The sequence below is a fragment of the Bifidobacterium tsurumiense genome (assembly GCF_000741765.1).
In the GTDB taxonomy this organism is placed as follows: Bacteria; Actinomycetota; Actinomycetes; order Actinomycetales; family Bifidobacteriaceae; genus Bifidobacterium; species Bifidobacterium tsurumiense.
In genome coordinates this window covers 23222-46477 of record NZ_JGZU01000015.1, presented here as the reverse complement: position 1 = coordinate 46477, position 23256 = coordinate 23222, and the positions used below count along the sequence as shown (strand labels likewise).

The 23256-nt window shown below is 53.5% G+C and carries 20 protein-coding genes and 1 tRNA gene; 9 read left to right on the top strand and 12 right to left on the bottom strand.

Features of this window, described 5'->3' with window-relative positions:
* The first annotated feature begins 34 nt into the window (after positions 1–34).
* Positions 35–1297: a bifunctional riboflavin kinase/FMN adenylyltransferase gene (gene ribF / locus BITS_RS06035; protein ID WP_026641522.1), complete on the top strand. Its 1263-nt coding sequence runs from the start codon at positions 35–37 to the stop codon at positions 1295–1297.
* Between the two features lie 224 nt (positions 1298–1521).
* Here the strand turns inward: ribF and BITS_RS06030 are convergent, their stop codons facing one another.
* Genes BITS_RS06030 through BITS_RS06020 form a run of 3 tightly spaced genes read right to left on the bottom strand, consistent with a single transcriptional unit; the run spans position 1522 to position 4065 of the window.
* Complete coding sequence (locus tag BITS_RS06030) at positions 1522–2271, bottom strand: amino acid ABC transporter ATP-binding protein (protein WP_034533503.1); 750 nt, start codon at positions 2269–2271, stop codon at positions 1522–1524.
* A 47-nt stretch (positions 2272–2318) separates the two neighbouring features.
* Positions 2319–3173, bottom strand: coding sequence for an amino acid ABC transporter permease (locus tag BITS_RS06025; RefSeq protein WP_026641520.1), 855 nt, complete (start codon positions 3171–3173; stop codon positions 2319–2321).
* Positions 3174–3201: 28 nt separating this feature from the next.
* Positions 3202–4065 (bottom strand): ABC transporter substrate-binding protein, encoded by an 864-nt coding sequence (locus tag BITS_RS06020; protein ID WP_034533448.1) that lies wholly within the window; start codon positions 4063–4065, stop codon positions 3202–3204.
* 282 nt (positions 4066–4347) lie between these two features.
* Here BITS_RS06020 and BITS_RS06015 point away from each other — a divergent pair, with 282 nt between their 5' ends.
* Entirely contained in the window at positions 4348–5217 is an 870-nt protein-coding gene (locus BITS_RS06015) for a 5'-methylthioadenosine/S-adenosylhomocysteine nucleosidase (protein WP_044259606.1), read from the top strand.
* Here the strand turns inward: BITS_RS06015 and BITS_RS06010 are convergent.
* The 4 genes from BITS_RS06010 to radA form a co-directional block, all read right to left on the bottom strand.
* On the bottom strand, positions 5194–5682 hold the full coding sequence (locus BITS_RS06010) for a cupin domain-containing protein (protein ID WP_026641517.1): 489 nt from the start codon (positions 5680–5682) through the stop codon (positions 5194–5196). The two genes, BITS_RS06015 and BITS_RS06010, sit on opposite strands and share 24 nt — an antisense overlap.
* 76 nt (positions 5683–5758) lie before the next feature.
* Positions 5759–7153, bottom strand: a complete 1395-nt coding sequence (locus tag BITS_RS06005) for an amidohydrolase family protein (RefSeq protein WP_026641516.1) — start codon at positions 7151–7153, stop codon at positions 5759–5761.
* A 26-nt stretch (positions 7154–7179) separates the two neighbouring features.
* Complete coding sequence (locus BITS_RS06000; RefSeq protein ID WP_026641515.1) at positions 7180–8703, bottom strand: adenosylhomocysteinase; 1524 nt, start codon at positions 8701–8703, stop codon at positions 7180–7182.
* Positions 8703–10151 (bottom strand): DNA repair protein RadA, encoded by a 1449-nt coding sequence (radA, locus tag BITS_RS05995; protein ID WP_044259604.1) that lies wholly within the window; start codon positions 10149–10151, stop codon positions 8703–8705. Before radA ends, BITS_RS06000 begins: the two co-directional genes overlap by 1 nt.
* Positions 10152–10338: 187 nt before the next feature.
* Here radA and BITS_RS05990 point away from each other — a divergent pair, with 187 nt between their 5' ends.
* Both BITS_RS05990 and BITS_RS08945 read left to right on the top strand, forming a co-directional pair.
* The gene (locus BITS_RS05990) at positions 10339–10947 is read left to right on the top strand and encodes a hypothetical protein (RefSeq protein ID WP_026641514.1); all 609 of its coding nucleotides are present in this window, start codon (positions 10339–10341) and stop codon (positions 10945–10947) included.
* Positions 10948–11104: 157 nt separating this feature from the next.
* Complete coding sequence (locus BITS_RS08945) at positions 11105–11194, top strand: 30S ribosomal protein bS22 (protein ID WP_003817716.1); 90 nt, start codon at positions 11105–11107, stop codon at positions 11192–11194.
* A 401-nt stretch (positions 11195–11595) separates the two neighbouring features.
* On the opposite strand, the gene rpiA is transcribed toward BITS_RS08945, so the two are convergent.
* From rpiA to pgm, 3 genes are all read right to left on the bottom strand, one after another.
* Positions 11596–12297, bottom strand: coding sequence for a ribose-5-phosphate isomerase RpiA (gene rpiA, locus BITS_RS05985; RefSeq protein WP_026641513.1), 702 nt, complete (start codon positions 12295–12297; stop codon positions 11596–11598).
* 120 nt (positions 12298–12417) lie between these two features.
* The gene (locus tag BITS_RS05980; RefSeq protein ID WP_034533445.1) at positions 12418–13677 is read right to left on the bottom strand and encodes a ribonuclease H family protein; all 1260 of its coding nucleotides are present in this window, start codon (positions 13675–13677) and stop codon (positions 12418–12420) included.
* Between the two features lie 299 nt (positions 13678–13976).
* The gene (gene pgm, locus BITS_RS05975; RefSeq protein ID WP_026641511.1) at positions 13977–15653 is read right to left on the bottom strand and encodes a phosphoglucomutase (alpha-D-glucose-1,6-bisphosphate-dependent); all 1677 of its coding nucleotides are present in this window, start codon (positions 15651–15653) and stop codon (positions 13977–13979) included.
* Between the two features lie 289 nt (positions 15654–15942).
* Here pgm and BITS_RS05970 point away from each other — a divergent pair, with 289 nt between their 5' ends.
* Both BITS_RS05970 and BITS_RS05965 read left to right on the top strand, forming a co-directional pair.
* Positions 15943–18075 (top strand): glucose PTS transporter subunit IIA, encoded by a 2133-nt coding sequence (locus tag BITS_RS05970; protein WP_026641510.1) that lies wholly within the window; start codon positions 15943–15945, stop codon positions 18073–18075.
* 26 nt (positions 18076–18101) lie between these two features.
* Positions 18102–18986 carry a PRD domain-containing protein gene (locus tag BITS_RS05965; protein ID WP_044259601.1) on the top strand — a complete coding sequence of 295 codons (885 nt, stop codon included), beginning with the start codon at positions 18102–18104 and terminating at the stop codon, positions 18984–18986.
* 25 nt (positions 18987–19011) lie between these two features.
* Here BITS_RS05965 and BITS_RS05960 read toward each other — a convergent pair whose 3' ends face one another.
* The gene (locus BITS_RS05960; RefSeq protein ID WP_034533444.1) at positions 19012–20130 is read right to left on the bottom strand and encodes a diacylglycerol/lipid kinase family protein; all 1119 of its coding nucleotides are present in this window, start codon (positions 20128–20130) and stop codon (positions 19012–19014) included.
* A 265-nt stretch (positions 20131–20395) separates the two neighbouring features.
* Here BITS_RS05960 and serS point away from each other — a divergent pair, with 265 nt between their 5' ends.
* The 3 genes from serS to BITS_RS05945 all read left to right on the top strand — a co-directional run bounded on the left by serS (position 20396) and on the right by BITS_RS05945 (position 22546).
* Entirely contained in the window at positions 20396–21682 is a 1287-nt protein-coding gene (serS, locus tag BITS_RS05955) for a serine--tRNA ligase (RefSeq protein ID WP_026641508.1), read from the top strand.
* 64 nt (positions 21683–21746) lie between these two features.
* A tRNA-Ser gene (locus BITS_RS05950) sits at positions 21747–21831 on the top strand.
* 97 nt (positions 21832–21928) lie between these two features.
* On the top strand, positions 21929–22546 hold the full coding sequence (locus BITS_RS05945) for an HAD family hydrolase (protein WP_034533442.1): 618 nt from the start codon (positions 21929–21931) through the stop codon (positions 22544–22546).
* A gap of 65 nt (positions 22547–22611) precedes the next feature.
* Here BITS_RS05945 and BITS_RS05940 read toward each other — a convergent pair whose 3' ends face one another.
* Positions 22612–23235 carry a DUF4125 family protein gene (locus tag BITS_RS05940; protein WP_026641506.1) on the bottom strand — a complete coding sequence of 208 codons (624 nt, stop codon included), beginning with the start codon at positions 23233–23235 and terminating at the stop codon, positions 22612–22614.
* Positions 23236–23256: the final 21 nt, after the last annotated feature.

Sequence of the window (23256 nt, the reverse complement as noted above, 5' to 3'; positions counted from 1 at the left end):
TGGACGCGAATAGAAGTTTGGATACGAGGATCATATGAATATCACCACGTTGATACCGGATAACAGTGGATTGGTGGATTGGCCCACCTTGAGTGCCGACAAAAAAGCAGTTGTGACAGTTGGGGCTTTTGACGGTATGCACCGCGGACACCGTGCGGTGATCGAGCGCACTGTTCAGCAGGCTAAGGCCACGCAATCATTCTCTGTGGTAATCATGTTTGATCCACGTCCGAATCTAGTACACCAATACGCGGGACAGCATCAGGGAATGGACCTTCCCGAAGATGCGCATGACGACCAGAAAATCTCCGGGATTCGCCAAAGACTAAGGATTATGCGTGAACTTGGAGTGGATCATGTGTTGGTAGTGCGCTATACACTCGCCTTTGCTGCAAAGTCCTATCGGTTCTTCCTTGGGCAGTTGGTCGGCAAACTGGGAATGCGCATGCTGGTCCTGGGGGCCGATGCGGTCATGGGCGCGAATCGGGCAGGCGATATCAAAGCCATATCATTGCTTGCACAGGCCACCGGCGTATTCCAGCTTGAAGTGGTCGATGACTTGGGTCCTGGATATGTGCGCGTTCCGGCATCGATAACGCCGCAGGCTCCTGAAAGTGAGGGAGAACCGGTTGATCCAACGGCCAGCATGAACAAGGCAGAGCTGAGAGCGTGGAGCAAGAGCGTACAGGGTCGCAAAGTGCGCGTATGGAGTTCTTCCCATGTGCGGTATTTGCTTTCGCAAGGCCGGATCAAGGATGCCAATGAGGTGTTGGGCCATGCCCATGGCATTGAAGGCACTGTGGTCCATGGTGAACAGCGTGGCCGCACAATAGGTTTTCCTACGGCAAATCTGGACACGGTTGTTGATGGGTATTTGCCGGTCGACGGCGTGTATGCAGGCTGGCTTATCGATTTGGGTGAGCAGGACTCGAAGACATCTGAATCAGCTGATTCAGAAGCTTCGGATGGTCACAAGAACAACTCAGTGCAACAATATCGCGATGAAGACGCACGATCTGATAGCGCTCGATTGGCGCCTCATTCGCCTTGGCGTTGGCCTGCAGCCATTTCCATAGGTACGAAACCAACGTATAGCGAGGAAACCGGAATTGCAGAGCGTGCGGTCGAGGCGTATGCCCTGCATGATGATTGGCTGGATCTCTACGGGCACAGAGTTTGTGTGGAATTCGCTGGATTCCTTCGGCCGCAAATAGCATTTGACGGTACGGATGCCTTGGTGGAAGCCCTGAAGAAGAATGTGGAAGAGACCAAGGAATTGACCCGCGACATGCTATAGCATCGGGAATCGTCTGAAAAGCGTTGAGATATCGTTGGGTCCCCTTGGAGTATTGCCGCTCCAAGGGGACCCAATCATTGAAAAGAACTGTTGTATTGCGGATGCGGTATGCCGTGGATGGCATGGATTGCAATGTGATATCCCCGATATCTTTTGCGCCATTCCTCGACGTTTTGAGGCTTAGAGCCGTTAACAGCCGCAGAGGAGCCAGGATCCGTAAACCACTAATGACGGAAATGGCTGAAGAACTCCTTGGTCAAAGGATTCTGTGATTCATCCATAACCTCATGCGGCGTGCCCTGCTCGGCTATGACACCATTGCGGAGCAAAACAATGCGGTCAGCCGCCTCATGGGCAAAACTCATCTCATGAGTGGCCATGAGAATCGTCGTACCTTGCTCTTTCAGCTCAGTGACCATATCAAGCACTTCGCCGACCAGCATGGGATCCAAAGCCGAGGTGATTTCGTCCAAAAGCAGCAATTCAGGATTCGTCATCAAAGCTCGGGCAATGGCAACACGCTGCTGCTGGCCTCCTGAAAGCTGATCCGGATATGCATCCGCCTTGGCCTGCATGCCAATGCGTTCCAAAAGTTCAGTCGCGCGTTCATAGGCACGATCCTTTTGCCAATGATGCACCTTGATCGCAGCAAGGGTGACATTACGCATCACGGACATATGAGGGAAAAGATTGAACTGCTGGAACACGACTCCGATGCGGGATCGGGCCTTGTCCTGATTGATTCGCGGATCGGTGATATCGGTATCGCCAAGCCAGATTTGGCCATCGTTGACTCGCTCAAGCAGGTTGACGCATCGCATGAGGGTGGACTTACCCGATCCTGAAGGGCCCAGAAGCGCCACCACTTCATGTGGCTGGATATCAAAGGAAATGCCTTTGAGCACTTCGGTTTCGCCATATGATTTGCGTATGCCATCCAAGCGAAGCACTGGATTGGCCACGGAAGAGCCCATATGTGCAGAAGGCTGTTGTCCCAAGGATGTTGGAGTCGAAGAGTCGCTCATACCACGCCTCCATTCAATTCGCGCTTGCGCAGTCGCTCGGTATACCAATCATTGAGCAGGATAAAGGGAACGCTCATGGCGACGAAGAGGACGCTGGCCACCACATACGGGGTGAAATTGTATGAGCTTGCAACGCTGATCTGAGCCGCACGAACGGCATCCACTGCGCCAAGCACAGAGATCAACCCTACATCCTTTTGCATTGCGATGAAGTCATTCATCAATGCCGGCGCAACCTTCCGCAAAGCCTGAGGAATCACGATCATGCGGATGGTCTGCGCCGAAGTAAGTCCCAAAGACCGTGCCGAGGCGCGTTGCGAAGGATGAACGTCTTGGAATCCCGCGCGCAGAACCTCCGCCACATATGCGGAATAGGTGAGCACAACGGCAATCGTGCCCAAAACCGCAGCTGGAATGCGCCCGAAAAGGTTCAATCCCGGTATGCCAAAACCGACAAGGTACAGCACCACGATCATGGGGATGCCTCGCATAACAGTGGTGTACACCTGCGCCAAGGCTCGCAGAGGAAAGAGCACTGCGGAAGTGCTTATGCGCACCACGGCCAATAAAGTGCCCACAATAGCCACGCCGATTGTCGCAAAGAAAAGCACCTGAACATTCAGCCACAGACCTTTGAGCACGGCGGGGAAGGATTTGACGAAGTATTCGCCGGAGAAGAAGGATTGCTGCACGCGGGACCATCCCGGCGACAACCCAAGAACGGTTGCTACCAGCGCAGCCAGCACCAGAGTGCTGACGATGCTGATAACAACCGATGTCAGATTCTGCTTGCGTCGATATTGGCGGCGATCAAGTTCTACCGCACTCACCGATTGCGAAGAATTGTTCATAGTGGTTTCCGCACAGAAGACTAGTAACTTAGGCCAGCGTTGGAATATCGGTGGTGTATTCTGCAAGCCACTTGTCCTGCAGTTGCTTGAGTGTTCCATCCTGCTGTAAATCGTTCACGGCCTTGGTAACGGCTGCGGTCAGTGCAGAGTCCTTTGGCAGGACAATGCCATTGCCCTGAGGATCTTCAGATCCGGAAAGCTGCCCCACAACCACGGCATCCTTGACCTGATCGGTATCCACGATATTGACTGCCGTCGGAGTGTCCACAATGAGGGCGTCGATCTGATTGGAGTCCAGTGCCTGGGCAAGAACGGCATTGTCGTTGAAGGTTTGAATGTCGTCCTTGATCAGCTTCTTGGCGAAGTCGTAGCTGGTGGTCCCAACCATGGCACCGATTGCGGCATCCTTGAGATCCGCAATGGAAGTTGCCGAAGCATAAGAGGAATCCTTGCGCACCACAACAGCCTGAGTGGCATTGAAATAGCTGGGGGAGAAGTCCACAGCCTGCTTGCGTTCATCGGTTATCGAGAACTGCTGGATATTCATATCGAAATCCTTGGTTCCAGGAGCGATGGCTGCATCGAAAGTGGTGCGCACCCACTTGACATTGTCCTTGCTGAACCCAATCTTTTCGGCAACCGCATAGGCCACGGCAGCCTCATATCCTTCACCCGATGCAGGATCGTCATTGAGAACCCAAGGCGTATAGGCCGGGTCTCCAGTGGCGATGGTAAGGGTTCCCGGGGTGATGGTCTGCTGGGTGATATCGCTGGAATCGCTCGAGGCTGAAGAAGCGGAATTACCGCCGCATGCTGCGGTAAATGACAAGGCAGCAATGCTCACAGCTGCTGCAATGGTGCGGAGGATGGAGGGCTTGAAGAAGCGGGGCATGGTCTCTCCTTAGCAATGTTGAAATCGGAGCCGCAAAATAGAAATGAAATAAGCGTGGAAACGACCCGAACAAGCACAGTGTATCGAGTGTTCTGTACCGACATGAGCGTTAGGGTATTGCTGTTGCTTATATCTTGCTATTGATAGTTGGCGGATGGGCGAAAAGGCCGTCGAATCAATGCGTTGTGTATGCGCAATTCCTTTCACGCACATCGCTTATGGCGAAATTTCCATTGGTCTGTGCGCTGAATATTGTCTCGGCATGCCTTGAATATTCGACTTATGAGAGCTCAACGCATTGCTGTGCTGTGTGCATTGGATAAGGAAATCGCTCAGATCGAGGCCGCGCTTGATGGTGCCGAGCGCCAAGAGCGGTATGGCGTCACGATTATTACCGGCCGAAGAGGTTCTGCTACAGTGACTGCTGTTGTGGGCGGCATGGGCAAAAGTGCAGCCGCGGCAGCCGCTCAATTACTGATCATGCTCGCCCAGCCGGATGTGTTGATCTTCACAGGCATCGCAGGAGGATTGAATCCTGCGCTGCAGGTCAGTGATGTGGTGATTGGCACATCATTGCATTATTTGGAGACCAATACTGCTATCATCGCTGAATGCGATCCGTGGCTGGAATCCTTTGTTTCTGATGAATCCCTGGTGGAATTTGCCGAACGATCGTTGGAAAGCCTGGGGTATCGGCGTACTGCCTCATTGCAAGAGGCGCATCAAGAGGCGCTTGACAAATCAAGTCAGGATGCGTGCCCACAGACGGACTCTCACAATCGACAATGTCCTGTGGCCAAAACTGGTGAAATCAAGCGAGATCTGACTTCTCATGCGGTCGAAGAATGCGAAACCAGGCATTATGTGCGCGGCACAATAGCGACAAGCGACCAATTCAATACCGAAGCGGAAGTATTGGATCTGATACGCAGCACCATTTATGCGGACTGTGAGGAGATGGAAGGTGCGGCCGCAGCCCATATCAGTGCCAAGAATCGCGTGCCTTTTGTCGCAATACGAGCCATAAGCAATCAGTGCGGTGAATCATATGAATCGCTTGATGAGCATCAGGACGCACTGGTCAAAGCTGCCAATGCCGCGGCAGCAGTTACGCTGGGCGTTGTGAACTCACTCATCCAAAGTGAATCCTGAGAATACGAAGCCAGGGCTGACCACGCAAGAAACCAAGACATCCCCGGTTGCGGGGAGTGTGCGTTGCCAAACTCCTGCCGGGACTATGGCATGGCCAACCGGCACAGCTGCGTTGGATGCGGGCGTTGATTTTTCGTGTCTTGTGCTCAATCCGGATCCCAAGACGATGGTGGTGCATTCGGCATCGGCTAGGGGAGAATCGCCGCTGCCGCCTAATTGCAGGTTCAGCCTCGAAGGACCATGCCAAAGCCACAGTTCATCGGCGTCGACTTTATGCCATGCGCTGGCATCCCCTGTGGGCAGCAGGAAATAGATAAGCGATGCCAATGGGCGCTCGCTTGCGATGTCGGTGTGAGGAGACTGCCAGTCGCGCACATACCATCCGCCTTCTGGATGTGCTTCCAGACCTAGCTTATGCACCAAGGATTGGGCATATGCACTCATATCAGTCAATGCAACGCTCATATTCGCTCCCTATGTTGTGTGTCGATATTGCAGTCCCGTAAGGGTAATTCGGCTGCGCAGTTTTGGACGGGCAGTGTTATATCGAATCTGCCTCAAACGCATTATCGTTATATGTCAAATGGCTGGAAATAACCGTCGCTCTATTGGTGCCGGCGCCATGTCGGACAAAATCCTCCAGGGCTGTTTCTATTCCTTGAGGAGTGGTTGAGGATATGGGAATATCGAAGAATGCCAGATCTGCGGTCGCTCCCGCATTGATTTGGCCGATTCTTCCCGGGCCGACATGCATTCCCATGACTTCGGCGCCGCCCAAGGTCAGCATGCGAATGATACGATGCGATAAATCGTCATTCGTATAACCCTGCTCCCGGGCGATGTCATAAATCATTGCCGCATCGTCTAGCACATCCAGACTCGGTGAGCTGGACAGCGAATCGGTGCCGATTGCCAGGAGGTTGCCCTCTTCGAGATATTCGCGAATAGGAGCGTCCTTGCCGGTAACCGTTATCCGATTCGAACGCGGGCATAAGGCTACCCCCACACCTCGTTGTCGCAGAATGCGCCGATCTTCTTTGTCTGCCCATACGCCATGTGCGATATGTACATCCGGGCCGAGCGATCCCAATTGGTCCAGGAACTGGATGGCGGAAGCCCCTTTTCCTGCTTGTCTCAGTTGCTGATAGCTATTCCAATCCTGATCTCGCCAAGCGGTGGAGGAATAGGTGGTCAGCGAGGTGTCGCGATCTCCGGCTTCCAAAGGGGTTTCTGCAAGATGGATGTGAAGCCTGATATCTAGCTGTCTGGCAATATCGGGGAGATCCACGAAAGGAGAGGTTTCCAGAGTGTATGGAGCATGCGGACTGATGCCGATGCTGGGGAGCTGCTCGGCATTCATCCTGCCTAGGTGCGAAACGAGCTCGCTTACCCCTGAGGCCTTCCAATCGGCGTTATGCCAGTCCATAACCTCCCAATAGGCGATGCCGTGCATGGACTGCGAAGACAGCGCCCCGGCAGCTTCCGGATCGGTGACGATATCGGCAGCCGCGGTTGTGCCAGCCTGCACCATAAGTCGCGCTCCCAGATTGGCTGATTCTCTCCAAGAAGGCAGTGTTTCAGGTTGGTCATACACCGCATTAAAGGCCAGCTCCCATTCATGGAAGCTGGAATATGACCCTTGTGCGACCTTGGACATGCTGGTGTATTGCAAATGGGTATGGGCATTGATCAGCCCTGGGGTGATCAGGCCATCCCAATGGCGTTCGGTGATATGCCCATGAGGTGCCATGTCTTGCTGCAGAGCTTCCAGAACCCAGCGCCTGGTACCAACATGCACTACTCGACCTCGGCTGACGGCAACTGCTCCGTCGATAATAACCGGGCCGGTTATGGGAATGACCATGGGTGCGCTGTACAAAATCACCTGGTCCAAAGGGATCGGGTGGGCTGCGGCATAAAGCGGATCGTGAAACATCATATGGTCCTTGGCTGGGCTGTGATTCACTGCGAAGTATGGGTTTTGCCGCGCTCTTCGCGAGAGTCGGCAAAGCGTGTCAGCTTCCAATGATAACCGTTGTCCGTGGCAGCCTGACTTGCGCTGTAACCACGAAGTTCCAGCGCCACGGAGGCGATATTTCGATCGCATGTTTCAGGAAGTCGATGAAGTCGTGCTTCGAGATGTCCTCTTGTGCGCAACAAATACGCAACGGCGCTGGCCTGCACGGCGAAGCTGAAATCCATAATCTCGATGGGATTGCCTCCGCCCGCCGTGTAATTGACGCCGTCACCTTGTGAAAGCAGCACGAGATTCGGTCCATGGGGAATGTGGATTGTGCTGACGGCACCCTCATGGTAGTCGAAGGATGGAAGCTCATCCAAGGCGAGCTCATTGGCAATGCCTCCAATCACAGCCAATACCGCACCTTCGCGCATATGCCTCATATGATTCACTGTTATGGTGTGGCGCACGCCGGTTGCCGACACGATCATATCGGCGTGAGGCAGGCATTGATCAAGGTCCTGAGCTGCAAATCCATCAAAAACAGCGCGCAGAGCCGCCACGGGATTGCTGTCGCATATGGTTACGCTTGCGCCGATTGAGCGAATGCGTTTGGCGAATCCTTCTCCCACGGGACCATATCCGACAACGACAACCCGAGAGCCGTCGAAGGTCTGTGGGCCAAGCAGTCGTTGAATGGTGGTCACGCAGGTTTCACCCGTGCCATGAGCATTGTCAAAACCTGTTTTCATGGCACTGTTATTCACAGCGATTACCGGGAAGGGGAGTGCCTGCTCATCTTCCATCGCTTGGAAGGCGCGGATGCCGCTTGTCGTTTCTTCGGCGACACCGATGAGTTTCGATGCGATATCGGGGCGTTCCATAATGGCCAATCGAGCCAGATTCCCGCCATCATCGATGATGATATCGGGCTGGAGAACGTCAAGTAGGCGAAGAGCGCCTTGATGGGCTTCCTCATCATTCCAGGAGGCGTTGGCTTCGACGGCAATGCCCTCGCGTTTGAGCTCATCGGCAATGCGCTGGTCTGTGGCATCGGGTTCGCAAAACACTCCCACAACGGCTCCGGCTGCAGCGAGTTCACGAAGGAGCACCGCAGTTTTCGGTTCGAGTATCAAGCATGTCGCTATGCGAATGCCTGAAAAATCCATCTCTCTGCGGAAACGCTGCATCAGGGTTGTGAGCACCGGCATATGTTCAGCCGCATAACCGATGGCTTCTTCCCCTGTGAGATTGGGAGCGTCCGTGATGTCTTCGAGAGGAGCGCTCATATCGAAATCGGCATCCTCCTGAGTCTGAGCGAGTGTCATTCCCCATGCATATGCCTGCAGAGCTTCGTGAGATGCAGTTTCGGATGTTGATTGCAGGCTGTTGTTGAAAGGCTCACCTTTCGTATTGGATGTAGCGAATCCTTTGGCGGCCCCTGGGAACAAGCGGGAGCCTGCAAGGGAACGGTTGCTCCGTTGAGAGACGGCGGCTGCCCATTGTGCAAAAGTCGGGGATGGCATTATTTCCTTTCGGTAGGAATGTGAGCGTCTGCGGATACCCGACGGTTGGAAGATCGTAATCCAAGCGCTTCCAAGGCGTCTCGAAGGGAGGATGCTTCGATGATATTCAATCCCGGAATATGCAATTGTTTGCGAAGCGGAGCGGTGACTGCAGTGGTGAAGCCCAACCGAGCAGCCTCTCGCAAACGATGTTCCAGCCGAGGAATAGGTCGCACCTGCCCGGTCAGGCTGATTTCCCCTATCGCGCAAGTGGTGCGCGCAATGGGAGAGGATTTCGCAGCGCTGGCCAAAGCGGCAACTATGGCCAAGTCGCATGAGGGTTCTTTTGCTTGGCCACCTGCGATGGTGGAAACATAGAGGTCTTTGGACAGCAGATTAACGCGCCCATGACGATACAAGACTGCTGTGAGCATGGCGATACGGCTTGGATCCACGCCATTCACCGCCCTACGCGGTGCAGGAAGCGCTGAATCGGTGACCAATGCCTGCACCTCAATAGGAAGGCTGCGGTGGCCGTCAAGCGTAAACGTGACACAAGTGCCTTCCACGGCAGCATCCGCCGAGGAAATGAACAAACCTGAGGGATCGCTCACCTCTTCGATGCCCTCGCCGCTCATATCGAAGCACCCGACTTCATCAGTAGGCCCGAATCTGTTTTTCACTGCGCGCAGCATGCGCAATGCAGTTTGTGAATCGCCTTCGAACTGGCAAACGACATCAACCAGATGTTCGAGAGTGCGTGGGCCTGCTATGGATCCGTCTTTGGTGACATGTCCAACCAAAAGAACGGGAATATTCATGGTTTTTGCCGTATCGATCAATGCGCTCGCCACTTCGCGCACTTGTGTTGAACCGCCCGAAATGCCATCGACATCCTGGGAGATGATGGTTTGCGCGGAATCCACGATTGCCAAAGTCGGATGTTCGCGTTCAATAAGAGCCAATACCGTGGATAAGTCCGTTGTCGAAGCGAGCAGCAGATTCTCGCATGTCGCATCAATGCGTCCGGCACGCATGCGCACTTGGGATTGTGATTCCTCACCGGACAGATACAGCACGGTTTGATTCGGATATGCGCGTGCGATATTGCCTGCGGTTTGCAATAGCAATGTTGATTTGCCGATGCCGGGTTCTCCTGCGACCAAGGTGACGGAGCCGGGAACGATGCCGCCTCCTAATACACGGTCAAATTCGCCATAACCTGTGTGAAGTCGGGCGACATCTTCTTGGCTCACCTGTGTTATGGGCTTGGCTGCCGTTTGAATGGCCGATGCAGGTAAGGTGCGTGAAGTGCGTCCCGGCGCTGCTGTTCGGGAAGCCGAAGCTGGCTTTGCCTCGTGGAATTCTTCTATGGTTTCCCATTCGCCGCATTGAGGGCATCGGCCGTACCATTTCAGACCACTCCATCCGCATTCTGAACAGAGGTATTGCACAGAGGATTTCGCCATACCCTGACGCTATCGAAGTTTCGCGACAACATGCCGGCTTCATTCTCAGAGCCGAAGTACGTCTGAATCATCTTTGTACTCATGCTTATGGCTAGATCAGGGAGCGAAACGATTGTGCTGTGCAACCTTTGAATATGTATTGCCGTCACCGACCGCAGAGTCATAGCGATGTGAGAGAATATGCACCATGTCGAACACGCAGCATTCCTCTTCTCATGGCAAGCTTATCGCCGTGCTTATTGCCGCGGCATTGGTCATCATCCTGGCGTTGATTTCCGCTTTTGTGTGGCCCGGTTGGGCGCTGAACGGACAGACTCAGCCGGCAACGCAAGAAACGACAACGTCGACTGAGAGCAGCACCCCAACCATCAGTGCGACACCTTTGCCTGAGGATGCAACGGAATTGCTGAAATCCATGCCCGACTCTGTCCTGAATTTTGCGCGTACGGCAGCTTCGCCGAGCGCGACATGGGGGAGTTCATCGCCGCTTGAGGAATACACCATGACCTATTCCACCGGTGAAGACGCATTGAATATTACGTTGATCGCTGCCCAGTGGTCCGCTGCGGATAATGCGAAAACCCAATATGATGCCCTGGTCGGTGGTTTAAGCGGTCAGGAATTGAGCTCTGGCAATGTCAAAGTGAATGGCAGCACTGTGGGAAGCTACACGGTGAAGACCGACGCCTCCGATGATACGAAGGCAGTGGCTGTTTGGCAGAACGATACTGCAGTATTCCAGGCCTCGGGCCTCAAAGAATCGGTGTTGCGTTTCTACGAAAAATTCCCCATGTGATCGACTCGAAGCGTAATGCGCCTGAATCGATCGGTATTGCAATGCACTGAGGTCACAACACGCCGCCTGTTGAGATGAACATGTGGTATATAAAGTCCCCAAAGCAGTGTACTATTGGGCAAGTTGCAATCTTACACCTTAAGAATGGAGGCTTCAGATGGGTTCTGTCATCAAGAAGCGCCGCAAGCGGATGAGCAAGAAGAAGCACCGCAAAATGCTGCGTAAGACTCGTCACCAGCGCAAGTAGTCTTCGCGCTCGAATTCGAGAGCTTTGCGACCCCGGTTTATCTACGGATATCCGGGGTTGCGTCATATCGGGGCAACGCGGCTAAGCAGCAGGCGGCGCTTTGTGCGCGCTGTTGACTTGCTTTGCGCGCACTGTTGACTTTGGAAGCGTCGACTGTTATGCGAAGATACATCGGAGCTTCGAATGACGGTAAACACGCGACATTCTCGTTTTCTTTTGGGCTCCGCAGTCGTTGAGAACGGAGAAGAGAACGGGTTATGTGAGGGGTGCATGTATGTGTACATGGGATGTTGAACACAGCTGATCAAGAACAAGAATGCCGTCCCATCTTGGCGAGGGACGGCATTCATTGAGTCGAAGGACCTCTGAACAAACAATATTCAGCGGCAGGAGCTCACGGATTAACGCTTATTCGGATTCGTCAGCGTTCGCGGTCCATTTGGATCGCCAACAATCACTTGGTCGACCATATTCAGGAACAGGCCATGCTCGACAACGCCGACGGTGGTTATGAGATCGTGTGCCAGTTCCAATGGGTTGTCAATGCGGTCCAAATGCAGATCCACCACGAAATTCTGCTCGTCAGTGCGAACTTCCTTGCCATCAGCATCCATACGCAACACGGGCTTGTATCCCTTGGCCTCGAAACGCTTGATCACATGACCCGCACCAAAGGGAATCACCTCCACGGGCAGCGGGAAACGACCGATGGTGTCCACTACCTTGGACTCGTCAACGATCCAGACAATGCGATCCGAATTGGTGGCAACGATCTTCTCCCACAGCAGTGCTGCGCCGCCACCCTTGATTCCATTGAAGTTCGCGTCTACCTCATCGGCGCCGTCGATGGTCACATCAATATGATCCACATCATCCACGTCAACGATGGTGATGCCATAGCTTTCTGCCTGTTCCTGGGTGCGTCGTGAAGTGGTGACACCCGTGAACTTCAAGCCTTCTTCCTGAACGCGACGACCGAGCTCATCAACGAGGAATCGAACGGTCGAGCCAGTGCCCAGACCCGCGATCATGCCATCCTGAATCAGTTGAGCGGCCTCGATGCCGGCAGCCTTCTTGAGTGCGTCCTGTTGTGCCTTATCCATAGTGCTCCTTTGTCTTCTATTGTGTGACGTTGTTCAATCTGTGGATTGTTGGTTCCATAGTAATGGGAGTGCGGTATGTGCCTGCTCAGTATCGTCTCTGCGAGAATGACTATTCAGCGCCTAATCATCGGATTCGATCATGAACGGTGCTCGTGTAATGACGATGCGGCCGTCACCTTCCACATATCCTTCGATATCAATACTGCCACGGACCAAACGAGGGCGGCCCTTGTATGTGGCGCTTGAAGAAGGAGGAGGAGAGAATGTGAGTGTGCCGGAAACGGTCAAACCGCTTGCTCTGCGCTGATTATGGCGGCTTTGCGTAGAGGAGGTAGAAGCATTGCCATGTGCAGAGTCATTATCGGTCGAGTTTCTTTGGGTTGAGTCACTTCCTGCTGAGTCGCTTGTGTCTGAGTCGCTCGTATCTGAGCCACTTGCGTCTTGAGCGTCATTATGTTCCGAAGAATCAGAGTTCGTTTCGTTATTTGCTGTTGTTTCGTTTGCGCTGGCATCTGATATGCCTTCCGCATGTGAGGGGGTTGTTGCGGATTCTTGATCTGCTGAGGGGAGGATACCGTGTGCGTCAGCCGATCTGTTTTCATCCTCATCCGTTTCGTCCACTGCATCCGTTGCGATGGCAACCGTTTGCGCATCATCGTTATCAGAGACAGTGATATCGTCGATATCGCTACGCTCTGAATCGCCAGAATCCTTTGTTGTGCCGTCATGTGTATCTGCACTGTCTGCATCTTCGACATCAGGCAATGATGCCGAACCGCGGGCCATATGGTATTCCTCGGCAGAAATACTGCCATCGAGCAACATTTGGGCATCGGATGGAATATCAAGCCCTTTGGCATATTCAGATGACATCAAGGACTGCCATCCCTCGAGTGGCAGATAGCCATCGCGAGCTTTGCTACGCGCATCACCGGCATATGAATGGGCAAGATCATCGACCTTTTCATTGCCGGGATTGCCGGCATGACCCTTCACCCAAACGAATGTGACAGGACCGGGTCGTTTGGAAAGTTCGGCATCAATGGCCTTGATCAACGCCGCATTTTTGACGGGTTTATTCTGTGAATTTTTCCATCCGTTGCGTTTCCAACCATGCACCCATTTCGTGGAACAATTGATGGCATATTGTGAATCGGTTTCTATGGTCAGTGGCTCTGAACCTGGATGCGCTCGCAATACCTCGAGCACTGCGCATAGCTCGCCTATTTGATTGGTGCCGTTGGTGGCCCCGCCCGCATCGCTATCTCCGCTATGGCGATGCTCTTGGGCGTTATCAGGTGTCGCATGGTCGGCCCAGGCCCATCCCATTGGCCCGTTCGGATTGCCCAAAGCCGAACCATCTGTGGAAACTGTGATCATGCTTGTTCTCCTGACATTGCGTTGGCCTTAAACATCCTTAACAACTGCATAAGCATTGTAGTTCATGCGATTGCAGGCATTTTCAGTGCCCATTGCCTGAGGAAATGCTCAAGGCGCGGGTTGCATTCAGTGCATACCATACCTGAGGTATCCGATACATCCGCTGTAGCTCTGTGCCTGAGACAAGCAGAGAAGCGCAGGAATTCATGATATGCGCAGTTGCAATGCATGCTGGCATGACAAGAGGGTGGTGCAAGACATAAGCCTCGCGCCACCCTCTTGTCATGCCGAAGCGATGATTATTCGTTCAAAGCCTTGTCAACGACAACCGTTGCCTCGTCAAGGACCTTGTCCAATGCCTCGGGAGATTCAAAGGACTCGGCATACACCTTGTAGATATTTTCGGTGCCGGAAGGACGGGCAGCGAACCAGTTGTTCTTGGTCGTCACCTTCAGGCCGCCGATTTTTGCGCCATTGCCAGGAGCTTCGGTGAGTTTGGCGGTGATATCTTCGCCTGCCAGCTGAGAAGCGGTGACATCATCACCAGTGAGCTGTGCGAATTTCTGCTTCTGCTCGAGCGTCGTTGGGGTGTCAACGCGCTTGTACCAGCTTTCTCCGAAGCGCTCGACCTGCTCCTGATGCAACTGTGCCGGATTCTTGCCGGTGCGAGCGGTGATTTCTGCAGCCAGAAGATCAGGAATCAGACCATCCTTGTCAGTGGTCCACACATGGCCATCCTTGCGCAGGAAGCTCATGCCGGAGCTTTCCTCTCCGCCGAATGCCACCTCGCCGCTGAACAGCGGGTCCACGAACCATTTGAATCCGACCGGAACCTCGACGAGCTTTGCGTTGATGGCTTCGGCAACGCGGTCGATCAGACTGGATGACACCAAGGTCTTGCCGATACCAGCATTTGCAGGCCATTCAGGACGATTGCCGCCGAAGAGATATTCGACGCACACTGCGATGTAGTGGTTCGGGTTCATCACGCCCCAATTCGGGCAGACAATGCCGTGGCGATCGGCGTCTGGATCCGTGCCGCCTACGAGATCGTATTTGTCCCAGGCACCGGCATTGAGCTCGTCAACCAAACCCTTCATGGCGTATGGAGAACTCGGATCCATGCGGATCTTGCCGTCATGATCCAAAGTCATGAACTTCCATGTAGGATCGACATCCGGACGCACCACACCGATATTCAATCCATACTTCTCGTTCATCAACGGCCAGTAGTTCACCGAAGCGCCACCGAGCGGATCGATGCCCAGACGAACACCTGAAGAACGAATGATGTCAAAGTCGATGACATGTTCCAGATCCGAGACGTAATGCTCGCGATAATCGAAGCCTTCAACGAGATCGGACTTGATGGCTTCTTCATAAGGAATGCGCTTGACGGAACGGTAATTGTCCAACAGCTCATTGGCACGGGCGGCAATGGCATTGGTCGTTTCGGCAGGTGCGGGGCCTCCTGTGACGGGATCGTATTTAAATCCGCCGTCGGTTGGAGGGTTATGCGAAGGAGTCACCACAATGCCGTCGGCCAGACCTTCTCCGGTGAAGCGCTGAGAACCGTCAGCGGCACGGTTATGCGTCAAAATCGCCTGGGAAACCACTGGCGTGGGAACATAGTCACCGCGAGAGTCCACGCGGACATGAACGCCATTGGCGACCAAAACCTCAATGGCAGTTTTCTGTGCCGGTTCGGACAATGCGTGAGTATCACGGCCGATATACAGAGGGCCGGTAACTCCCGCCTTTTTGCGGTATTCGGCAATAGCCTGCGAAATCGCAACGATATGTGCCTCGTTGAATGAGGTTTTCAGCGAAGAACCGCGATGGCCCGATGTGCCGAAAATAACACGTTGCTCAGGGACGGATGAATCGGGGACTAGGTCATAGTATGAGCCGATGACTTCGTCAACATTGATCAGATCAGCTGGGGTGGCGGGCATGCCCGCATTATTTGCAACCATACTTGTATTGTGCCATGCAGTAAGGAAGTCTGCATCGTTGTCTCGTTTCTTATGTTCCGAATGGTGAAATCCAAGTATTTTCAAGTGTGACAACGTTGGCAAAAAGAAGAATTTGCTAAATCGATTGAAGATGGTTATAGTAGCTAATTGCTTATTTATTTGCAGGGTTGCAAGTCCCAAACAGACGCAAGACCTGAGGTATTGTCATACCTCGGGTCTTTTTTGTTGTCGGAATGCCTCTCTGCCGATGGTGAGCTGAAAATACACTCCCAAGGAAGGAAGCGGCGAGATGGCTCAATCAACTGCCTCTCAGATCATCGACGCAATCGGTGGTTCGCAGAACGTCAAGACGCTGACGCACTGCGCGACCCGTCTGCGCTTCGAACTGGTCGATGCGGACAAAGTGGACCAACAGCGATTGGAGCATATGCAAGGCGTTTTGGGTGCGGTGCCCCAAAGCGGTGATAGATACCAAGTGGTCATAGGCGGTGCCGTGGCCTCAATGTATGAGCAGATCATGCATCTGCCTGAAATGTCCAACGCAGGAGCTGCTCAGGCACAGGATTCCGGCGACGGTCAATTAAGCAACGCAGAGCTCAAGGCACAAGAGCGTGCAAAGGCACGAGGCAAGGTGAAGTGGCTGGACTCCTTCTTCGAGTATTTGGCCGATTCCTTCCGCCCGATTCTGGGCGTGCTGTTGGGCGCATCTCTGATTATTGCTTTGGTGAATCTGCTCATTTCTTTGAAGCTGATTCCCAATGACACTGCCAACGCATCCCTCGTATTCGTGCAGGCACTGTGGAAGGGCGTGTTCTACTTCCTGCCGATTATGGTCGCTTTCAACGCTGCCAAGAAGCTGAAGGTGGATCCTTGGCTGGGCGGCGCCATCATGGGTATGCTGATGACCCCACAGTTCATGTCATTGGCCAACCCGCAGATGTGGTCGAGCGTATTCGGCACCAATACCGCAGGTTTGGATGCGGTCAATGGTGCTCTCAGCTGCTCTGAGAACGCAGCTCTGGGCTCGCAGGTGTGCCAGACGAGCGTATTCGGTTTGCCGATGATGCTTTCTGATTATTCCGGTAACGTCTTCGTGCCATTGATGATGGCAGCGGTGCTTGCCTTGGTGTATCACGGGCTGAAGCGCATCATTCCTGACTCGGTCCAGCTGGTATTCGTGCCGTTCCTCTCCATGATTATTGTCGGTGCGCTTACCGCGTTCCTCATCGGACCTCTGGGCGTCTGGATGGGCAACTACCTGGGCATTGGATTGGCCTGGTTGAACGGACACGCGCCATTCATCTTTGCAATCCTCATTCCTATGCTCTACCCGTTCTTGGTGCCGTTGGGTCTGCATTGGCCGCTGAATGCACTGATGCTGCTGAATATACAGACCATGGGTTACGACTTCATCCAAGGTCCTATGGGCACGTGGAACTTCGCATGCTTCGGTGCAACTGCTGGCGTTTTGGTACTAGCGATGCGTGACCGCGACAAGGAAATGCGCCAGACCGCATTCGGCGCTTTGGCAGCCGGCCTGCTTGGTGGTGTTTCCGAGCCGAGCCTGTATGGTATCCATCTGCGTTACAAGTTGGTGTACCAGCGCATGTTGATCGGCTGCGGCACCGGCGGTGTGGTGATCGCCATTTTGGGTTGGATCTTCCCATCAACCGTTGCCAACGGTGCAGTCGTTCATGGCGTTACCACCACGGCATTCGCATTCACTTCCTTGCTGACCATCCCTGTGTTCAGCCAGACCTGGGTGTACACAGTGTCCATCGCAGCGGCATTCTTCGTCTCGATGTTCCTTATCATCACTTTCGATTACCGCACTCCTGAGCAGAAGGCGGAAATCAAGGCTGCTGTCGCAAAGCGTGAGGCGCAAGAGGCCAATAACGCCACCGCACAGTCTGCCGACCAGGCTCCTGCAGTCGCTTCCTCAGCAACGGCCACGGCCACTGCAGTAAGCACTGACACCGTTCAGGCACCTGTTTCCGGTCATGTGGTGTCCCTTGACGATGCCGGTGATGCGGTATTCGCGTCTCGTGCACTGGGTGAAGGCGTTGGCATTCAGCCCACAGATTCGGTGATCACGGCACCTGTGTCCGGCACCTTGCAGACAGTCGCCGAAACCGGTCACGCCTTCGGCATCAAAACCGATGATGGCGTCGAGGTTCTGGTGCATGTGGGCATCGATACCGTCAAAATGAACGGCAAGGGTTTCAAAGTCGCAGTGAGCAAGGGGCAACGCGTCATTGCAGGTGATAAGCTGGCCACGGTAGATTTTGATGCCGTCAAAGAAGCGGGCTTCAGCACTACGACACTGATGACGGTACTGAATACCGCCATGCTTGCCAGTGTGACCCCGCGAGTGGGCATCGATGCGCACGCCGGTGATGCGGTGCTGGACATCGTGCACTAAGTCGGCTGAGTAGTCGGAGGGGTGCTTTGGAAGTACTGCGCGTATTCAACAATAACGTCATACTGGCCAGGGACGGCAACCGCGAGGTGATTCTCACCGGTCGTGGACTTGGCTTCCAAGCCAAGCCTGGTCAGCATGTTGATGACGCGAAAGTGGTTCGAAAGTTCATCCCCTCCGATGGTCGCGATCCAGATCATATGGCCGAATTGATGGCCGGTATCCCTCCTGAGGCGATCCGGTTGGTCACTGAGGCCATGGGAAAGGTGGGGCTTGGTCCGCAAGCCGAGTCAAGTCCCACCTTGGTTATGGCGCTTGCAGATCACGTGGTTGGCGTATTGCAGCGCATGGCCAAGGGGAATATGGTCGAATATCCTCTTCAAGTGGAAGTCGATTCCCTGTATCCCCGCGAATATGACCAAGCTGAGCATTTATTGGATGCTCTGAATAAACAGCTTGAGGTGCAGCTTCCGCATAGCGAAGCGGTAGCATTTGCCTTGCATTTGGTCAATGCAGGGTTTTCCACAGGTGATTTGTCTGCCACATATACGATGACGGGCGTTATCCAACAAATTTTGACGGTTATTGAACGTAGCTTTAATGTCAAACTCAGCCAGCATAGCGTGAGCGTGGGCAGGTTCATCACGCATCTGCGGTATCTGTTCGTCAGAATTCATCAGGGCAAACAGCTCGACGGTGAACCTGAGCCGATCGTTGATGCCATACGGCAGTCATATCCTGATGAGTATGCATGTGCGATGCATATGGCCGAGATTGTGGAATTGCGCTTGGGGGCGTCATTGAGCGCAGGCGAAGTCGCTTATCTGGCCTTGCATGTTGCCCGTGTCGTTGCGGATGTCAACAGGGGAGATGTCGACGAAGTGGCGGCCGAGGCCGGTCTCCAAGACGATTAACTTCGAGGCATTGTCCTCATACTCGTCACTCCTGTGATGAGGATTCGATTTCCTGTGTTTCAGTTTCCGGCACGCGCACGCATAATGAGCGTTGTTCGATCGAGAAACGAATATGGCGTGTTTGTCCGAGAGTATCGCCATCCACTTGTGCCAATGCTGGTTTGTCTAATGTGATTTCGGCTTCGGTGCCTTGGATTTGTTCGATACGCGAGTTCGTGGAAAGAGGACTTTGCTGAGCTTTTCCCGTAATGGTCTGATGCAGAACGTCGCCGAAGAGGTTAGCCCATCCGATCAGTCCTCCTGAAGTGTCCAAAAGGGCGAAATCAAGAAGGCCATCGTCATATTGTGCATCCGGCATCAAAGAGAACATGGGAATCTGGCCGCAATTGCCGGCCATGAGTGTGCGGAATGAGACATTCTTCAAAGTATGCGTTGTGCCATTCGATTCAGTGAATACCATGGAACCGCGTGATTTGGCAGCAAACAAATGCTTCACGCCTGAAACGAAGTATGCTAGCCAACTGATGTTTTTCTTCAATGTGGGATCGGTATCGTCGATCATCAAAGCATCAAAACCAATGCCTGCAATGATGAGAAAGGCATGTGCCAAGGTGTCGTCCTCGCGGTCCAACAACGTGAGTCGTCCCATATCCACCATGCGTGAACCGTGAGAAGTCGCCACTGTAAGCGCAGCTTCAATATCGTCCACAGGAATTCCCATATTGCGGGCGAAGAGATTGCCGGTCCCGATGGGGATGACTCCCATGGCATGACCCGTTCCTGAAACCGCGCTGGCAACTGTGCGCACAGTGCCGTCACCGCCGACGGCCACCACGACATCGGCGCCTTGTTCCAAGGCTTCCAGAGCGCACTCACGTCCATCCTTATCGAGTTTGGTTTCGATGAAATTGATCTGTGTCAAACCCTTGGACTCACAGAATTGCCGAATGGTCTGTTCGGTCGCATTGGCGTGGGGTTTGGAAGGGTTGATGATGAAGGCGTAGTGAACTTGATCGTCATCACGCTGCTGCAAACTTTCTGCTCGCCTCCGTCGCTTGATTCCGCGGATTGTGGCAACAGTGATGCTGCCGATAATGAATACCGCAACTACGGCGACTATGGCGATGAGAACAGCTTGGGGCATGGTTCCCATTGTGCATGACTTCATGAACAGAGCGCGGCATAGGGCGGAATATCAACGATTCCTGCACGAAGGCTGGAAGAAATCGAAACTCATTGAGAACAATCACACAAAAGGCGGGACATTATCTGCGATGTGGTCGAAAAGAGTCGGTGTGAAGTTGATGACAAAGCCTGTCATGGTATGTGGATAATCCGCTGTTGGCCGTGACCGGCTTGAGGTTGATGCCATATATGCTGTGTCGGCTTGCGGCACTAGTCTTAAGGCTATGCTCGATATTCAATTCATTCGTGAACATGCCGACATCGTCAAGGAATCACAGCGCAAGCGCGGAGAGTCCGTCGAGTTGGTTGATGAGGTGCTGCGCTCCGATGAGATTAGGCGTTCTTCTTTGAAGGAGTTTGAAGCCGCTCGTGCAAAGCAGAAGGAAATAGGCAAGCAGGTCGCTGCCGCCGCTGCGGACGAGAAAGCCGCATTGATTGCCCAGACCAAGGAACTCTCTTCCAAAGTGTCTGAATTCAAGTCGGCTGCAGATGAGGCTGCTGCGTCATACACTTCGGCGATGTGGAAGCTTTCCAATATCGTGGAGCCGGATGCGCCAGAAGGCGGCGAAGATGACTATGTTGTGGTGAAAAAGGTGGGTACACCACGCGATTTCGCCGCTGAAGGATTTGAACCCAAGGACCATTTGGAACTTGGCACAGGTGTGGCGGGCATCGATATGCGCCGCGGTGTGAAGGTTTCAGGCTCCCGCTTCTACTTCCTGCGCGGGGCTGTGGCGCGTTTGCAGATAGCCATGCTGACCATGGCTGTGGATCAGGCTGAAGCGAACGGGTTTACTTTGGCCATTACGCCGACTCTGGTTCGCCCTGAAGTCATGGCCGGCACGGGCTTCCTCAACTCCCATGCCGATGAGATCTACCGTCTGCGTGAGCCTGATGAGCAGTACTTGGTTGGCACTTCCGAAGTGGCACTCGCAGGTATGCATGAGGATGAAATTCTCGATCTGAGCAATGGTCCGTTGCGCTACACCGGCTGGTCCAGCTGCTACCGTCGTGAGGCTGGCGCTGCAGGCAAGGACACGACTGGCATCATCCGCGTTCATCAATTCGACAAGGTGGAGATGTTCGTCTACACCAAGCAGGAGAACGCCCGCGAAGAGCATCAGAACTTGCTGCGGATGGAGCAGGAGATGCTGGGCAAGGTCGAGGTGCCGTATCGCATTATCGACACCGCAGCGGGGGATTTGGGTTCCTCTGCGGCTCGTAAATTCGACTGTGAAGCCTGGGTGCCGACACAAGGTCGTTACCGTGAGCTGACTTCAACCTCCAACTGCACCGAGTATCAGGCTCGCCGTCTCAATATTCGTGAGCGTATGGAAGATGGTGGCACGCGACCGGTAAGCACCTTGAATGGAACGTTGGCAACAACCCGCTGGTTGGTCGCCATCCTCGAGAACCATCAGCATGAAGATGGTTCCATCGATATTCCACAAGCCATGCGTCCATATATGGGTGGCCGCGAGGTTATAGAGCCAACGGCTTGGGAAGCGTGACACGTCGGTGCGTCGTTGGATGGCATGATGATATAATCTTCATTCGTGTGCATTCCGCGCACATGGATAGGTGTCCGAGCGGTCGAAGGAGACGGTCTTGAAAACCGTTGAAGCGCAAGCTTCCGCGAGTTCGAATCTCGCCCTATCCGCTTGATCAATCCCCGGTTCCATCCGGGGATTATTCATATGTGGAGCAATGCAATAATGCGAGAACTCTCATGCTTGAGCGGTCGGGAAGGTAATGAAATGGCACAGCCGTTGACGGATATTATCTTCGATTGCTGCGGTGTTTTGGTGGATTGCAATCCGCGATTGACTCTGGAAGGCCTGTATCCTCCTGGTGTGGTTGAAATGTTTTTCGATCCTGATGATGAGTGGGGTTTCGATTATTTCAATGCCATGACCGATATCGGTTGGAGCCAGGAGCGCGTGCTTGCACAATACGAATTGCATCACGGTCCTGCTGTGGCTTGGATACACAGGATGTATTTCGAACGGCATAAACTCGCATTTGCGGGGATGATTCCCGGAATGGCCAAGCTCTTGAAGGAATTGCACAACAGTGGCAAAAGACTGTGGGGACTGACGAATTTTACGACATCGTATTTGCAGGAGGCAATGGAATTGTATCCGGAGCTGCACCTGCTCCAAGATATTGTGGTGTCTTCTGAAGAAGGAGTGCGCAAACCTGACGCATTGATATATCAACGTGCAATAGGACGTTTTGGCGTGAATCCTTCGACTACGGCATTCGTGGATGATAACCAGCGCAATGTGCAGGCGGCGGAGCGTCAGGGCCTCATGGGGATTCAATTCACAGACGCGGTGCAACTTCGATCGACATTGGAACGGCTTATTGGATAACGTCCATTATGCCGATCAGTTGATGATCGGTTTTGGGATGCAGCAGAGCATAGGCCGAATATTGTTTATTGCGCTGATTCCGCCTCTTCCAAGCCGGCGAAACCTGCGAGTTTCACCGTGTTGGCTATGGTGAGTTCGGTGAGATTCTTGTGCTCAGCCTGCAGTTCGTGAATAAACGATTCGTATTCATGAAGTGTGCTGTCGCTGTATGTGCTCAGTTCTCCGCGCAGATAAGTTTCAAACGAAGTTGTTTGCTCGGTATCCTCGCTCGTCCGTAATGTTCTCATGGCGCTGCCAAGTTTGGGGTAACGGGAGCGGAAATCGTCGGCCCACTGAACCTGGATGGCAATAATACGTTCCTGCTGGTCGATTCTATGATGATCCAGAGTCGCCAGATATGGTTCGATATGGTGTCGGTATTCTTCAGGAGCCGTTGATTGCATCATGCGCGCATACTTCTCGGTCACGAGATTGCGCCCGATACTATCGGCTTCCTGCAAGTCGGATTCATATGATTGCAATAACGACTCCGGCCATGTAAGGAATTGGCTCATTCGCATTTCGTGGAACATTGGCCAATTGCTCTGGCATGACGCAGGTCCGCCCTCGTTGGTGGTGTTTTGGAATTGTTCCCATTCCAATTGCACGATGCGTTCTGTGAGTGCGGTGCTCTTTTGTGTTCCCTGCATAGTCTGCTCTCGATTGTGGTG